Here is a 14,767-nt window from a genome sequence, read left to right on the forward strand (position 1 = left end):
CTATGCAATGACATGGACCCCCTGCTCGATCAGAACTGTGGCGCCGTTCAGCATATATTGGTCATAGACCGTGCCACCGATGGTCGGGCTTGCACCCACGGTCCAAGCGCCATTCAGGTTTACGATGTCATTTGTGTCGCCCGTGACCTGCAGGACGCCGCCACCGGTCGCCGCCAAAATGCCGGCCTCCGAGATATCGAGCACATTGCTGTCATCGTCGAAGCCGAGATCGATACGCTCGATATTGGTTACGCTACCGCCTCCGCTCAGCGAGAGGTCGATGCCATCGAGCACCAGCGTGTCGAAATCTGCATTTCCGTTGATCGAGAGGAAATTGAGGCCCGAAAGGACGAGGATATCATTGCCGGCGCCGCCGTTGAAAATATCGGCGCCATTGCCGTCGATCAGGATGTCATTGCCGATCCCTCCCGTCAGCACGTCATTGCCGGCACCGCCGGCCAGAAGGTCATTGCCGCTGCCTCCGTCGAGCGTATCGTCCCCCGCATGGCCATAAAGACGTTCGAATATCGATCCGGCCGGCGTCGCCGTCAGATTGTCGTTTGCCGCCGTGCCTTCGACGATGTCGGGGCTGCCGCCCGCGCCGAGCAGCCCCTGGAGAACGTCGGCGTTAGCGAGCGTCGAGATCAGGTCGGTATCGACCGCACCGTCGGAATCGGTCGCGGTGACCCTGAAAGTTCCAAGCAGGCTGACATCAAGACTGGCCGGCGGCAAAAGCGCCAGCAAGTTGACGCCTGACTCGAGCTGCATCGTCGCCAGCAGCTGGTTCACCGCAAAATTGTCGATCACTCGCCCATCGGCCGACGTGATCGTCAGCGTCGAGGTTGGGCCGACGACGCCCAATATGCCTGCCGTATTGACGACCGACACCGACAATCCGAGTTCGGCCGCCAGGGCGTTCGAAACGGTCAGTTCCGCATCGGCCAGATTCAGACTGACCAGCGCGGCGTAGGACACGACGACCCGCTGCAGATTGTCGTCGGGGTCGAACGCGACAACCGCTTGCCGACTGAGGTCGATGATGTCGAGCGCGCTCAAACCCACAAGGCCGAGCAGGTCGACATCGGTCGCCTGCGCGATGGGCGCCTGATTGCCTGGCGTGACCGTCGGCGTGCGGCTGTCGAACGATACCGAAGTCGATGCCGTGTCCCCGTCATTGTCGGCGATCACCGCCTCGATCGTCGTCAGCCGGTTCGCCTGCGCCGAACCGTTCGCCTGCGCGACGACCAGATTGCCGCCCGCAAGCAGCCTGCCGATGATCTCGGACTGCGACGTAAGCCCGCCGGTCAGATCGACACCCGAAAGCTGGATCTGCTGGTCCGCCAGCGCCGCATTGAAGCCGCCTGCGAAGCCCCCGGTCGAGCTGAGCGAGATGATCGTGTTCCCGCCGGCGACGGCGATGTGGATATAATTGGCGAGATTGCCCGCGATATTGCCGACCGCAGCCTCTCCCTGCAGAAGCCCTGCCAGGTTGATGATGTCGCCGCCCGCGCTGACGGGTGCTCCGTTAAAGTCGGTGATCACGTCGAGTGCGGCAGCACCCGCGGCTCCCTGATCCCCGGCCTCCCATATAAAGCGGTCGTTCCCCGTCCCGCCGGTCAGCGCGTCATTCCCGCGGCCGCCGACGATGATGTCGTTGCCCGCACCGCCGTTCAATACATCATTGCCAAGGCCGCCGCGCAGCAGATCGTTGCCCGCACCGCCGCTCAGATTATCAATCCCGGCGTAGCCATAAAGGCGCTCGTCCTCAGCCGTACCGGTCAGGGTGTTCGCTGCAGCCGTGCCCTCCGTAACACCCGCGGGATCGTTCGAGGGGTCGAGCAAGCTCGTCCCCAGCAGGTCCCTGTCAGAATCGGTTGCGACAGCCCCGGTCGCGTCGGTCGCGGTGATCGAGATGGTAGGCAAAAGGTTCAGCGCCGCGAGATTGAGGCCGCCCGCCTGCTGGACATAGACCGTCGCCAGAAATTCGTTCAGCCGCAGATTGTCGATCGGTTGCCCGTTGGTCGATGTGATCGACAGCGCGGAGAAGGACTGCGTATTCACGCTCACCGCCAGCGGCGGGATGCCGATGGTGATCGCGAAGATATTGTTGGTTTCGACCACGGTCAGGCCGAATTCGGCCGCCATCGCGGCCGACCAGGCGAGATGATAGCCCGCGCTGGTACTAAGGCTCAGACCGGCGCCCAGCAGCGCTTCCGCACGAATTTGAACTTGCGAGATATTGTTGTTGGCATCGACCGCGGTCAGCATCTGGTCGGTGCCGATACCGATCAGATCCAGCGCATCGGCATTGACTAGGCCGAGCAGGCTCGCCGACGCATTGACGTTGACCACCGGTCCCTGCGCTTGCGAGGCGGCTGTCGCGAGCGCTGCATAATCATATTCGCCCGTCACCATATCGACTGAAATCGTCTCGCCCGCGGTCGTGTTGATCAGCAACCGGTCGCTCGCAGGGTCGAAGCTCCAGCTCGCAACCGTACCAAGCGTACCCGTTCCCGTGATAGCATCCGCGTCGGGGTCGTAGGTCAGCGTATAGGTGCCAAGGGTGATGGATTGGACATGGCCGCCGTCCGCGCCATAGCCGACAGCCAGATCGCCCGACGCCTGGCCGGGCACGCCGACGACGATATGCTCGGCGGGCTGCGCCGCCGGTCCATCGTCGCGGACGTCGACCGTGAGCAGGCCGTCCGACGACGCGCCGCCACTGTCCGTCGCCGTGACGACGAAGCCCAGCGAGAGTAGATCCTGACCCGCGACTGCGTGATCGAGCGGGCGCGCCAGGTCGAAACTATAGGCGCCCGACGTGTTCAGAGTCAGCACGGCGACCGTGGCACCGCCGGCCGTGCCGGTCAGCGTATAGACGCCGCCGGCAAAGCTCCCCGCCCAGCTGATCGGCGCTCCGTTGGACGTCAGACCGGCCGGACCGGTCACGCCCACGCTGGTTATGGAACCGTCTATATCCGACAGCGTCATCGTGCCGGTAGCCCTTGTCGGTGCCGCCACGGCCCCGCCGTCGAGCAGGCCGCCGGGAAGCCCCGATTCAGCCACGCTGGCGCTCGCATTGACCACGCTGGGTGCATCGTTAACGGGCGCGACGACAACGGCGACGGTGCCGGCGGCTGTGCCGCCATTGCCATCGCTCACCGTGTAGCTGATCGTGTCGCTGCCGTTGAAATTGGCATTGGGCGTATAGGTCAGCGCACCCGTCACCGGGTCGATCGTTACTACACCATTGGTTGCGGAAGCGGCGGTCACCGTCAGCGGATCGCCATCGGCATCGATGTCGTTCGCCCGCACGTTGATAACAATCGGCGTATCTTCGGCGGTAGAAGCGGTATCGGCGCCTGCGACAGGCACGTCGTTCACCGCCGTCACCGTCAGCGTTACCGTCCCGGTGTCCGTCAGCGCGCCATCGGTCACCGTATAGAGGAAGCTATCGGTGCCGCTGAAATTCGCCGCCGGGGTGTAGACATAGCTTCCATTCGCCGCGATCGTGACGCTGCCGCCCTGCGCGGTCGCGAAGGTGCCGGCCACCGCGGTCAAGGCGTCGCCGTCATCGTCGATATCGTTCGCGACCAGGCTGACCACCGAGCTGAACGGCGTGTCCTCCACCACCGTCACCGCGTCGTCGACCGCGACGGGTGCATCTTCGACGGGCGACACCGTCACTGCCACCGTCCCCGTGCTCGTTCCGCCTGCACCGTCGCTCACCGTGTAGGTGATGGTGTCGCTGCCGCTGAAGTTCGCATTGGGGGTATAGGTCAGCGCACCCGTCACCGGATCGATCGTAACGCTTCCGTTCGTCGCCGAGGCGGCCGTGACGGTGAGCGGATCGCCTTCGGCATCGCTGTCGTTCGCCAAAACGTCGATGACCACGGGCGTATCCTCGGCCGTAGACGCGGTGTCGGCGCCTGCCGCAGGCACGTCGTTCACTGCTGCCACCGTCAGCGTTACCGTCCCGGTGTCGGTGAGCGCCCCGTCGGTCACCGTATAGATGAAGCTGTCGGTGCCGCTAAAGTTCGCCGCCGGCGTATAGACATAGCTTCCATCGGCCGCGATCGTGACGCTACCGCCCTGCGCGGTCGCAAAGGTCCCGGCCACCGCCGTCAAAACGTCGCCATCGCCGTCGGTATCGTTCGCGATCAGGCTGACCACCGAGCTGAACGGCGTGTCTTCGGTCACTGTCGCCACATCATCGATCGCGACGGGTGCATCGGCGACGGGCGACACCGTCACCGCGACTGTCCCACTGGTCGTTCCGCCCGCACCGTCGCTCAGCGTGTAGGTGATCGTATCGCTGCCGCTGAAATTTATATTGGGCGTATAGGTGAGCGCTCCCGTCACCGGATCGATCGTTACCACACCATTGGTTGCGGAAGCGGCCGTCACCGTCAGCGGATCACCATCGGCATCATTGTCGTTCGCCAGTACGTCGATCACGACCGCCACATCTTCGGCTGTCGATGCCGTGTCGGCGCCCGCAACCGGGCCGTCGTTCACCGCCGCCACGGTCAGCGTCACGGTGCCGGTGTCGGTCAGAACGCCATCGGTCACGGTATAGATGAAGCTGTCGGTGCCGCTGAAATTCGCCGCCGGCGTATAGACATAGCTGCCGTCCGCCGCGATCGTGACACTGCCGCCCTGCGCCGTCGCAAAAGTGCCCGCAACCGCCGCCAGAGCATCGCCGTTGGCGTCCGTGTCATTGGCGATCAGGCTCACGGCCGACACGAAAGGCGTATCTTCTGTGGCGCTGACTGCATCGTCAACGGCGACCGGTACGGCGGCGCCCGCCGATACGACCACGACCACGGCCCCGCCGACCGTTCCGCCCGCACCGTCGTCCAACGTGTAGCTGATCGTATCGGTGCCGCTGAAACCCGCGTCAGGCGTGTAGGTGAGCGCACCCGTAACGGGGTCGATGCTCACCGTCCCGTTGGCCGCAGTGGCGGCTGTGACGGTGAGCGGGTCGCCATCGGCGTCGCTGTCATTGGCGAGCACGTCGATCACCATGGGCGTGTCTTCTGCCGTGGCCGCGGTATCGGCGCCGGCGACCGGAACGTCATTCACCGCGGTTACGGTCAGCGTTACCCTGCCCGTGTCGGTCAGAACGCCATCGGTCACCGTATAGAGGAAGCTGTCGGTGCCGTTGAAGTTCGCGCCGGGCGTATAGAGATAGCTGCCGTCCGCTGCGATCGTCACGCTGCCGCCCTGCGCCGTCGCGAACGTACCGGCGACCGCGGTCAATGCATCGCCGTCGCCGTCGGTGTCGTTCGCAATCAGGCCGACCACAGAATTGAAGGGCGTGTCCTCCGTCACCGTCACCACGTCGTCGACGGCGACTGGCGCATCAGCCACAGGCGAAACCGTCACCGCGACGCTTCCAGCGCTCGTCCCCGTGCCATCGCTCACCGTATAGCTGATCGTATCGCTGCCGTTGAAATTGGCATTGGGCGTATAGGTCAGCGCACCCGTCACCGGGTCGATCGCCACGCTTCCGTTCGTTGCGGAGGCAGCCGTTACCGTCAGCGGATCGCCGTCGGCGTCGGCATCGTTGGCGAGCACGTCGATCACCACCGGCGTGTCTTCGGCAGTAGATGCGGTGTCCGTACCTGCGGCAGGCGTGTCATTCACCGCCGTGACATTGAGCGTCACGGTGCCGGTGTCCGTCAGCGCACCGTCGGTCACTGTGTAAATGAAGCTGTCAGTGCCGTTGAAGTTCGCCGCAGGGGTATAGACGAAGCTGCCATCCGCCGCGATCGTGACGCTGCCGCCTTGCGCGGTCGCAAAGGTACCCGCAACCGCGGTCAATGCATCGCCATCGCCGTCGGTGTCGTTCGCGATCAGGCCGACCACCGAACTGAACGGCGTATCTTCGGTGGCGGTCACAACATCGTCAACCGCCACCGGTGCATCCGCGACCGGCGAAACCGTCACCGCGACTGTCCCTGTGCTCGTACCGCCCGCCCCGTCGCTCACCGTATAGCTGATCGTGTCGCTGCCGCTGAAGTTCGCATTGGGGGTATAGGTCAGCGCACCCGTCACCGGGTCGATCGCCACACTTCCGTTCGTTGCGGAGGCAGCCGTGACGGTGAGCGGATCGCTTTCGGCATCGCCGTCGTTCGCCAGCACGTCGATCACCACCAGCGTGTCCTCGGCCGTCGATGCGGTATCGGCGCCCACCAAGGGCGCGTCGTTCACCGCGGTGACCGTCAAAGTCACCGTACCGGTGTCGGTAAGCGCGCCGTCGGTCACCGTATAAATGAAGCTGTCGGTGCCGCTGAAGTTAGCGGCCGGCGTATAGACATAGCTGCCGTCCGCCGCGATCGTAACGCTACCGCCCTGCACCGTCGCAAAAGTGCCCGCGACAGCGGTCAATGCATCGCCATCGCCGTCGGTGTCGTTCGCGATCAGGCTGACCACCGAACTGAACGGCGTGTCCTCCACCACCGTCACCACGTCGTCGACCGCGACCGGCGCATCCGCGACCGGCGACACCGTCACCATGACCGTCCCCGTGCTCGTGGTCGTTCCACCCGCCCCGTCGCTCACCGTGTAGGTGATCGTGTCGGTGCCGCTGAAGTTCGCATTCGGGGTATAGGTAAGCGCGCCCGTCACCGGATCGATCGACACCACACCATTCGCCGCGGAAGCGGCCGTGACCGTTAGCGGGTCGCCTTCGGCATCGCTGTCGTTCGCCAGCACATCGATAACCACCGGCGTATCCTCGGCGGTGGACGCGGCGTCGGCGCCTGCAACGGGGACATCGTTCACCGCCGTAACCGTCAGCACCACCGTACCCGTGTCGGTCAGCGCCCCGTCCGTCACCGTATAGGTGAAACTGTCGGTCCCGTTGAAGTTCGCCGCGGGCGTGTAGACATAGCTGCCGTCCGCCGCGATCGTCACGCTGCCGCCCTGTGAGGTTGCAAAGGTGCCCGCGACCGCAGTCAATGCATCGCCATCGCCGTCGGTGTCGTTCGCGATCAGGCTGACCACCGAACTGAACGGCGTATCTTCGATGGTGGTCACGACATCGTCGACTGCGACCGGCGCATCGGCGACGGGGGATACCGTCACCGCGACCGTCCCGGTACCAGTTCCCCCTGCGCCATCGCTCACCATATAAGTGATCGTATCGCTGCCGTTGAAATTCGCATTCGGGGTGTAAGTGAGCGCGCCCGTCACCGAATCGATCGTCACCGTGCCGTTCGTTGCCGTTGCGGCGGTGACCGTCAGCGGATCGCCTTCGGCATCGCTGTCATTGGCTAGCACGTCGATCACGACCGCCGTATCTTCATCGGTTGTCGCCGTGTCGGCACCCGCAACCGGGACATCCGCGACCGGCGAGACCGTGATAGCGACCGTCCCGCTGCTCGATCCACCAGTGCCGTCGCTCACCGTATAAGTAATCGTATCGCTGCCGCTGAAGTTCGGATTCGGCGTATAGGTCAGCGCGCCCGTCGCTGGGTCGATCGTGACGGTACCGTTCGTGGCGGTGGCGGCGGTGACGGTCAAAGCGCCGCCTTCGGCGTCGCTGTCGTTCGCGAGGACATCGACCACCACTGGCGTATCTTCGGATGTCGTCGCCGAGTCTGCGCCCGCCGTGGGCGCATCGTTAACGCCAGCGACCGTGAGCGTCACTGTGCCGACATCACTGCCGCCGCGCCCGTCGTTCACGGTGTAGTTGAAACTGTCCGCGCCACTGAAATCGGGGGCCGGCGTATAAATATAACTGCCGTCCGCATTGATCGTCACGCTCCCACCCTGCGCCGTCGCAAAGGTCCCGGCGACCACGGTCAGCGCGTCGCCATCGGCATCGGTGTCGTTGGCCACGAGCCGAACGGTCGAGCTGAATGGCGTGTCTTCGTTCGCGCTTGCCGTATCGTCGACCGCCGTGGGCGTCCTGTTGGGGGTATTTCCATTACCCGGAACGTTGTCGCTCCCCCCGCCGCCACCGCCGCCAGCTGCAACCGCCGCAAGGCCTGCAATCGCGCCCGCACCGAGAAGGATCGGCAAGATCGAATGATTTTCTCCCGCGATCAGCAGGGATTCGACCGATTGCAGCGGCACCAGACCGTCACCGCCCGTCGCGGTCGGCGACCATTGCCAAAGTGCTCCGCTGTCACGATCCTCAAGGATGAGGTCGTTGGACAGACTGCTGTCTTGGGTAAAAAAATGGTCGATGGTCAGCGCATCGCCATTATCGAACCTTATTGTGAGACTATCGCCCTCGCGAACGATCTCTTTTATCTCGTCGCGTCGCGAAAACAGCTTCACGACCATGGGCGATTTCAAATCTATTCGGGTACCTGAAGACGATATTTGGCGTCCGGACATTTTATCGAGCAGGACATAGTCGACCAATTTACCCTGAGCCATCCCCAAACCTCCCAAGATGAGATGTTGAAACTGGTCCCGTTCTCGACTTTATTGTCACATGTGATCGAATCAATATTCAAAAATGTTAACTAAAGCTTAAAATATCTAAAACTTAGATCGACCATCCCAAGCCGAATTTTATTTAGACACCTAAGCAAAATACCCCGTATGCCCGTTCCATTTTCAACAACGCGAAACTCATCTATAAGTTGCATAACCACAATGCGATAAGCCTCAAAAAAATTGAGCTCGCTTACAAAAGTTAAGTTGTTCGAAAATGCTCATGTCGGAACAACGGCAAACTCCCGGCTGAAACGGCCGTGAGGGACGGTAAGCCGCCAAGCTCTGCCTTGGAGGCGAGCAAAAATGCGATCCATTCTGGAGGTTGTTCATGACGTCAGGCGAGGACGGGCGACCGCGCCGGGCATTAATCGCCCCAAGTCGACAGCGCCACATGAGCTCCGACCGGACAATTTTCGCGAGCTCCACCTGTCGGTAGACCATTCCTCCGAACTTGGCCGCAGCCGATCATCCCGAAACGAAACTGGCCGAAGTCGACTGGCCGCTTTGGGAACCAGGAGATACAGAGGTCTATCGACTGGTTGGAGGCGCCAAGCCGCTACTATCCATGTGTTAATCGAACGGCCGCTTTCGGGCGGCTGTCGATAAAGGATTTACCGGCCGATTTGAGGCGCAAAGCTGAAGTGGAAATGAAGGTCCGGGGCAACGTCTCGCCTCCGGCGACCGCGCTCTATTCCGCTTCGCTCCACCGAGCCGCCGCTGCGCACCGTCTCGTCGGCTGACGCCGTGACGATCGACTGACGCGAGAGGCCGGAGCCAGGCTCCGGCTCGAAGGTCATCGCGCGTGCCGCGCGCTGGCGATGGCCTCCGGCCGTGCGAGGTGGTCGTCGCTCTCCTCTGAGGCCCGCCCGGCAGGGCGCAACCCCTGCGGGGTCCTCCACATGCGTTTCGGCCTGCGGTGCGCCCTGCCTTGCAGTCGGGCCTCTCCGGTCGCTCTCGCCGCCCACCCCGCTCAGCCGGGGCTGCGGTGGTTTGGAAAGAGCAAGGAGAGATTATCATGGAACTCAAGCATATCGCGATTTCGCAGCTTGCCGTGTCGCCCGCCAACATGCGCTGGACCGCGAAGAAGCCGGACCTCACCAACATCCTGCCATCGGTACGGGCGCGCGGTATCCTCGTGCCGCTGATCGTCAGGCCGGGGACGGAGGACGGATCCTATGAAATCGTTGCGGGCAAGCGGCGCTACCATGCGGCGCTGACCGTCGCCGAGGAACAGGACGGCATAGACCCGCTGCCCTGTGCCGTGATGGAGGCTGGTGACGATGCGGCAGCACTCGAAGCCTCGCTGATCGAAAATATCGCTCGCCTCGATCCCGACGAGGTGTCGCGCTGCGAATCCTTCACCCGCCTCGCCCGCGAAGGGCGGAGCGTCGAGGATATCGGCCTGACTTTCGGACTGACCGGCCTTCAGGTGAAGCGCACGCTCGCCATCGGCAATCTGCTCCCGCGCATCCGGGGCCTCTATCGGGCCGAGAAGATCGACGTCGTCACCATGCGGCACCTGACGCTCGCCACCAAGGCGCAGCAGCGCGAATGGCTGGGGCTGGTCGATTGTCCGGAGAAGCATGCGCCCACCGGCGCCCAGCTCAAGGCATGGCTGTTCGGCGGCAGTGCGATTGCCGCCAAGGTCGCGATGTTCGATGTCGCGAGCTACGCTGGCGAGATCGTCTCCGACCTGTTCGGCGAGGACAGCTATTTTGCCGACGCCGATGCGTTCTGGACCGCGCAGATGACCGAAGTCGAGAAGCAGGCGGATTTCTATCGCGATAGCGGCTGGTCAGAGGTCGTCGTCATGGAGCGCGGTGCCCATTTCAATAGCTGGGAGCATGAACGCTGCCCGAAGAAGAAGGGTGGCAAGGTCTTTGTTACCGTCAGCCATCGCGGCGAAGTCGCGTTCCACGAGGACTATATCACCAGCAAGGAAGCGCGGCAGCGCGCCAAGGGGGAAGCCATCGACACGCCCAAGCCGGTGCGCCCCGAGGTCAGCGCGGCGCTCGGCAATTATATCGATCTTCATCGTCATGCCGCCGTGCGCGCATCGTTGCTGTCCGATCCGGGGATCGCGCTGCGCATGATGGTCGCCCATGCCATCATCGGGTCTCCGCTGTGGCGGGTCGATGTCGAGAAGCAGCGCGCGGCTAGTGAAGCAATTGCCGAGAGCGTCGCGGTATCGGCTAGCGAGGCCGCGTTCGACAAGGCGCGGCGAGCGGTGCTGGACCTGCTCGGGTTCGACAGGGACACCCCCCATCTCGTCGGCGGTTATGATGGCGAGCATGGTATCGCCGGACTGTTCGTGCGTCTGGCGAACCTGTCCGATGAAGCGGTGATGGCCATCCTTCCCGTCGTGATGGGCGAGACACTGGCCGTGAGCAGCGCCGAGGTCGAGATGCTGGGCCAACTCATTGGCACTGACATGAAGACCTGTTGGCAGGACGATAACGTGCTGCCCGATCTGCTCCGCGACAAGCAGGTATTGACCGTGGTCCTTGCCGAGGTCGCTGGCGATGATGTCGCCGAGGCCAATGCGGAGGCGACCGCAAAGGTGCAGCGCGGCATTCTCGTCGATTGCCTGACCGGCAGCAACGGGCGCGCGAGGGTCGAGGGCTGGGATCCGCGCTGGTTCGCCTTTCCGCCGACCGGCTATACTGATCGCGGCGGTGTCGGCTGTGTCGAACGGAGCGAGCGTATTGCGCCGCTGTTCGTCCCGGCACCGGTCGAGGCCGAACCGGAGATGCTTCAGGCGGCTTGACCTGCGAGCATGGTCATCATGGAGGAACGGCCCGTCCGTTCCTCCAATTTTTTCCGCCCGGCGCAAAGCGCCGGGCAATCTGTCCTTGCCAACCGACGGGAACTGCCCGAAGATTCTCGGACCCATGCGAACCGACGTCGATCACCTTCCTGCCGCAAAGCAGCGCGAGCTTGAGCGCATCGTCGAGATATTGTTCGACGAGTTCGGGCAGGCGACCGAAAATGCGACCGGGCGCCGCAAGGGCGCCCGCATTCTCAAGATCATCTTGTTCGGCAGTCACGCGAGAGGCGATTGGGTCGACGCGCCGCTGTCCGCGAACCAGTATAAATCCGACTACGATATCCTCGTGATCGTCAGCCAGAAGGAGCTGACCGACCGCGCCGCTTATTGGGCGAAGGCCGAGGAACGGCTGATCCGCGCCTACACGATCGAGAAGACGCTGCGCACGCCGGTCAACTTCATCGTTCATTCGTTGCATGAGGTGAATGACGGGCTCGCGCATGGACGCGTCTTCTTCATGGAGGTCGCGAAGGATGGTATCGCGATATATGACGCGGATGGCCGCGAACTCCACAATCCCAAACCTAAAACGCCTCAGCAGGCGCTGGAGACGGCGAAGGAATATTTTGACGAGTGGATGCCGCTCGCCGCGAGTTCTCAAAAGATTTATTTCTTCTGTCGATCGCAGGGCGAATATCGGGACGCCGCCTTCAATCTCCATCAGGCGACCGAGCGCCTCTACGCTTGCCTGCTACTGACACTGACCTTCTACGTGCCGTACAATCATAACATCGCCTTCCTTCGCTCTTTGGCCGAAGGGCTCGACCGACGCCTTCACGGTGTATGGCCGGAGGCCAATCGCAGCGAGCGGGCGATGTTCCAGAAGTTGAAGGAAGCCTACACGAAGGCCCGCTACAGCAAGCACTACAAGATCAGTGAGGAAGAATTGGCATGGATGGGTGAGCGAGTCGAGGAACTCGGCCGCGTTGTCCATCAGGTCTGCACCGACAAGATCGCCGAACTCGAAGAGGCCTCGCGCGAGTAGCGCTGAGTCTGCGGCCGGACTATTTGTCGAAGCCGGGTACGACCGGGGCCATCACGCATTTGCAGCCGGGTTCACTTCCGGGGTAGGTCCACGAGCCATTGAGATTCATGCCCTTGTCGAGCGGGAACTTCTTCCGATTGACCGATTTGTGAGCAGCATCCATCTCACGCTCGGCAAAGCTTGGATTGTTCGTTCCATAGCACGGAGCCCCGGAATACAGCCACGTGCCTTCGGTAAGCCCCAAATCGGATGCTTTCGCCACATTCATGAGCGAGGTCGCGCGGTTGTTCAAATAGGTCGCGATGTAGGCCGCCCGTGATCGCGGTACATTCATCTCAACGAGAGCGTTTGTCAGCAGTCCGACATCCCGACCGCTCGCCACGGATCGCAAAGTAGTCTCAAAAACTCGCTCCTCTTCGCCGACCGGCAAATCCTCGAATTCTTGAATCCTCGCCCAGATATCCGCGCGGACAGCAGTCGTAACTCGGGCGGCGTCGAATTTGACGGTAGGAACAGCTGAGCCGGACGTTGACGTGAGCTTTGAAATCCAGCGGAAAACCATGAGTGTCCCCTCGTGCGGCAGAGAATCACAGAATGATGTCCCCGGACCAGTCGTGAATTATTACGAAAGTTGTCCCGAGTGCGAGTAACAATCGGTCCTTTTACGTGCAGTCAGATTTTTAGCGAATACTTACCCCGGCAGTGCCGCTTGTCCGGACTCATGGATTCTGGCATAATCGGCGCTACGGGATGGAGTGACTGGCGGTCATCCCGAGGATAGTCCTGCCAGGCATCATGTAGGTTCGGCCACACGGTCGGGCAGTTGCTGTAAGCCGCTCCTGCGGCACCCCACAGCGGACACCGCTTGCACATCCGCGCATCGTTGCGCGGACCGCCGCTGTGCGAGCTTGCAATGACACCCCCAACATCGAACGACGTTTACGCGCGCGAAGTCGTGATGGCGCGCGTCGGCCATCTCATCCGCCGCAAGCAGCGCGAGATCGAGACGATCACGCGCATTCTGCGATGCTTCTTCGAGCCATCGCAGGTGCAGGCACCCGAGCCAGGCCGGATCAAGCGCATCATCCTGATCGGCCCCTATGCGCGGCGAAGTTGGTATGAAGATCGACGAACGATCGATTTCTCCGACTATGAATTCTGGATCGTCGTCAACCATCCGCTATTCACCGACGAGCGATGCTGGCGACGCGCCCGCGATGTCATCGGCCGCGAGCTTCGCAATCGCTGCGCGGTCGATCTGCAGATCTTTTCGAAGTCTGACATCCGCATCGCCAAGGCCGAAGGCGACACCTTCATCCTCGACCGGATCGAGGCCGGCATCACCCTCTATCGTGCATCGCGCGATGCACCGCTGGGTGCTGGCGACAACCGGGGTATGCGGTCATGACCGCACCCGGTGCCGCCGCCGCCTTCGACGCCTTCTACCGGACAGAGCACCCGCGCGTCCTAGGATATTTCCGGCGCAAGGTAGGACGCGACGCTGCCCTCGACCTCGCGCAGGAGGTTTTCGCACGGCTGCTGCGCAGCGGCGCGCTTGAACGGGCCGATTGTCCTCAGGCCTATCTGACCCGGATCGCGCGCAATCTGCTGATCGACATCACGCGGCTGAAGAAATCGGCTCCGACCGCGTTCTACCAATTTGATGAGGCGCGCGACGCAACGCCATGCGCCGATCAATCGTGGCGCATCGAGACGGCGGACCTCGCCCACCTCTTCCGACGAACGGTGCGCGCGATGCCGCCCAAGACTCGGCGCGTGTTCCTGATGCGGCGCGTGCGGCGCATGAGCTACAAGGAGATCGCCGCAGCCCTCGGCATTACCGTGGCGACCGTCGATTATCATCTGGTGCGAGCGCTGGCGCTGTGCCGCGCTGCGATCGCAGAACAATGTTGACCGGGGCGTACGTCGGGCGCGGCTTCGACACTGAAACCGCCGAACGGGATAGTCCACTCTTGCCCGGTTCGACCGCCGCCTTCGCGGCCTTCTATCGGGCCGAGGAAGTGCGATTGTTTCACTACTTTCGAAGGAGAGTTGGGCGCGAGGCTGCGCCCGACCTTGTGCAGGAAGCGTTCACACGCATGTTTCGCAGCGGAGCATTCGGAAAGGTCGAGCATCCGCGAGCCTATCTGGCGCGGACCGCGCATAATCTTCTCATCGAACGGGCGCGGACATGGCACCGCAAACAACGCATGCTCTGCCCGCTGGACGAAGCGCGCGACGCTTCCGTGCCGCCAGAGCAGCACGGCCAGATCGAAGCGGCGGAACTGCGACGGGCGTTGCGCAAAGCGCTGCTCGCCATGCCGCGCCGGACCCGGCGCATCTTCCTGATGCACCGGCTACGGAATCACACCTATGCGCAAATCGCAGAGGAACTTGGGCTGAGTGCCAAGACGGTCGAGAAACATATCAGTCGCGCCTTGCACCGATGCCGCAAGGTTGCCGTGCGATATGCTTGATGCGGTCACGACATCGGTGCA

Annotated in this window: 7 protein-coding genes; 5 read left to right on the forward strand and 2 right to left on the reverse strand. The window is 62.7% G+C overall.

The window, feature by feature from the left end:
- Nucleotides 1–8,394 carry an Ig-like domain-containing protein gene (locus GGC65_RS02140; RefSeq protein WP_192645656.1) on the reverse strand — a complete coding sequence of 2,798 codons (8,394 nt, stop codon included), beginning with the start codon at nt 8,392–8,394 and terminating at the stop codon, nt 1–3.
- 1,078 nt (nt 8,395–9,472) lie between these two features.
- Between GGC65_RS02140 and GGC65_RS02145 the strand changes: the two genes are divergently transcribed.
- Both GGC65_RS02145 and GGC65_RS02150 read left to right on the forward strand, forming a co-directional pair.
- Entirely contained in the window at nt 9,473–11,224 is a 1,752-nt protein-coding gene (locus tag GGC65_RS02145) for a ParB/RepB/Spo0J family partition protein (protein ID WP_192645657.1), read from the forward strand.
- A gap of 124 nt (nt 11,225–11,348) precedes the next feature.
- The gene (locus tag GGC65_RS02150) at nt 11,349–12,269 is read left to right on the forward strand and encodes a HEPN domain-containing protein (protein WP_192645658.1); all 921 of its coding nucleotides are present in this window, start codon (nt 11,349–11,351) and stop codon (nt 12,267–12,269) included.
- A 19-nt stretch (nt 12,270–12,288) separates the two neighbouring features.
- Here GGC65_RS02150 and GGC65_RS02155 read toward each other — a convergent pair whose 3' ends face one another.
- A complete protein-coding gene (locus GGC65_RS02155; RefSeq protein WP_192645659.1) occupies nt 12,289–12,831 on the reverse strand; it encodes a hypothetical protein in 543 nt (180 codons plus the stop codon).
- Nucleotides 12,832–13,182: 351 nt separating this feature from the next.
- Here GGC65_RS02155 and GGC65_RS02160 point away from each other — a divergent pair, with 351 nt between their 5' ends.
- Genes GGC65_RS02160 through GGC65_RS02170 form a run of 3 tightly spaced genes read left to right on the forward strand, consistent with a single transcriptional unit; the run spans nt 13,183 to nt 14,746 of the window.
- Complete coding sequence (locus GGC65_RS02160) at nt 13,183–13,677, forward strand: hypothetical protein (RefSeq protein ID WP_225940636.1); 495 nt, start codon at nt 13,183–13,185, stop codon at nt 13,675–13,677.
- The gene (locus GGC65_RS02165) at nt 13,674–14,183 is read left to right on the forward strand and encodes an RNA polymerase sigma factor (protein ID WP_192645660.1); all 510 of its coding nucleotides are present in this window, start codon (nt 13,674–13,676) and stop codon (nt 14,181–14,183) included. The genes GGC65_RS02160 and GGC65_RS02165 overlap by 4 nt, the downstream gene beginning before the upstream one ends.
- The gene (locus GGC65_RS02170; protein WP_192645661.1) at nt 14,177–14,746 is read left to right on the forward strand and encodes an RNA polymerase sigma factor; all 570 of its coding nucleotides are present in this window, start codon (nt 14,177–14,179) and stop codon (nt 14,744–14,746) included. The genes GGC65_RS02165 and GGC65_RS02170 overlap by 7 nt, the downstream gene beginning before the upstream one ends.
- Nucleotides 14,747–14,767: the final 21 nt, after the last annotated feature.

The organism is Sphingopyxis sp. OAS728, from assembly GCF_014873485.1.
Lineage (GTDB): Bacteria > Pseudomonadota > Alphaproteobacteria > Sphingomonadales > Sphingomonadaceae > Sphingopyxis.

Coding starts and splice junctions, on each gene's coding strand:
- GGC65_RS02140 (WP_192645656.1), bottom strand. CDS start 8,394: ATGGCTCAGGGTAAATTGGTCGACTATGTCCTGCTCGATAAAATGTCC.
- GGC65_RS02145 (WP_192645657.1), top strand. CDS start 9,473: ATGGAACTCAAGCATATCGCGATTTCGCAGCTTGCCGTGTCGCCCGCC.
- GGC65_RS02150 (WP_192645658.1), top strand. CDS start 11,349: ATGCGAACCGACGTCGATCACCTTCCTGCCGCAAAGCAGCGCGAGCTT.
- GGC65_RS02155 (WP_192645659.1), bottom strand. CDS start 12,831: ATGGTTTTCCGCTGGATTTCAAAGCTCACGTCAACGTCCGGCTCAGCT.
- GGC65_RS02160 (WP_225940636.1), top strand. CDS start 13,183: ATGACACCCCCAACATCGAACGACGTTTACGCGCGCGAAGTCGTGATG.
- GGC65_RS02165 (WP_192645660.1), top strand. CDS start 13,674: ATGACCGCACCCGGTGCCGCCGCCGCCTTCGACGCCTTCTACCGGACA.
- GGC65_RS02170 (WP_192645661.1), top strand. CDS start 14,177: ATGTTGACCGGGGCGTACGTCGGGCGCGGCTTCGACACTGAAACCGCC.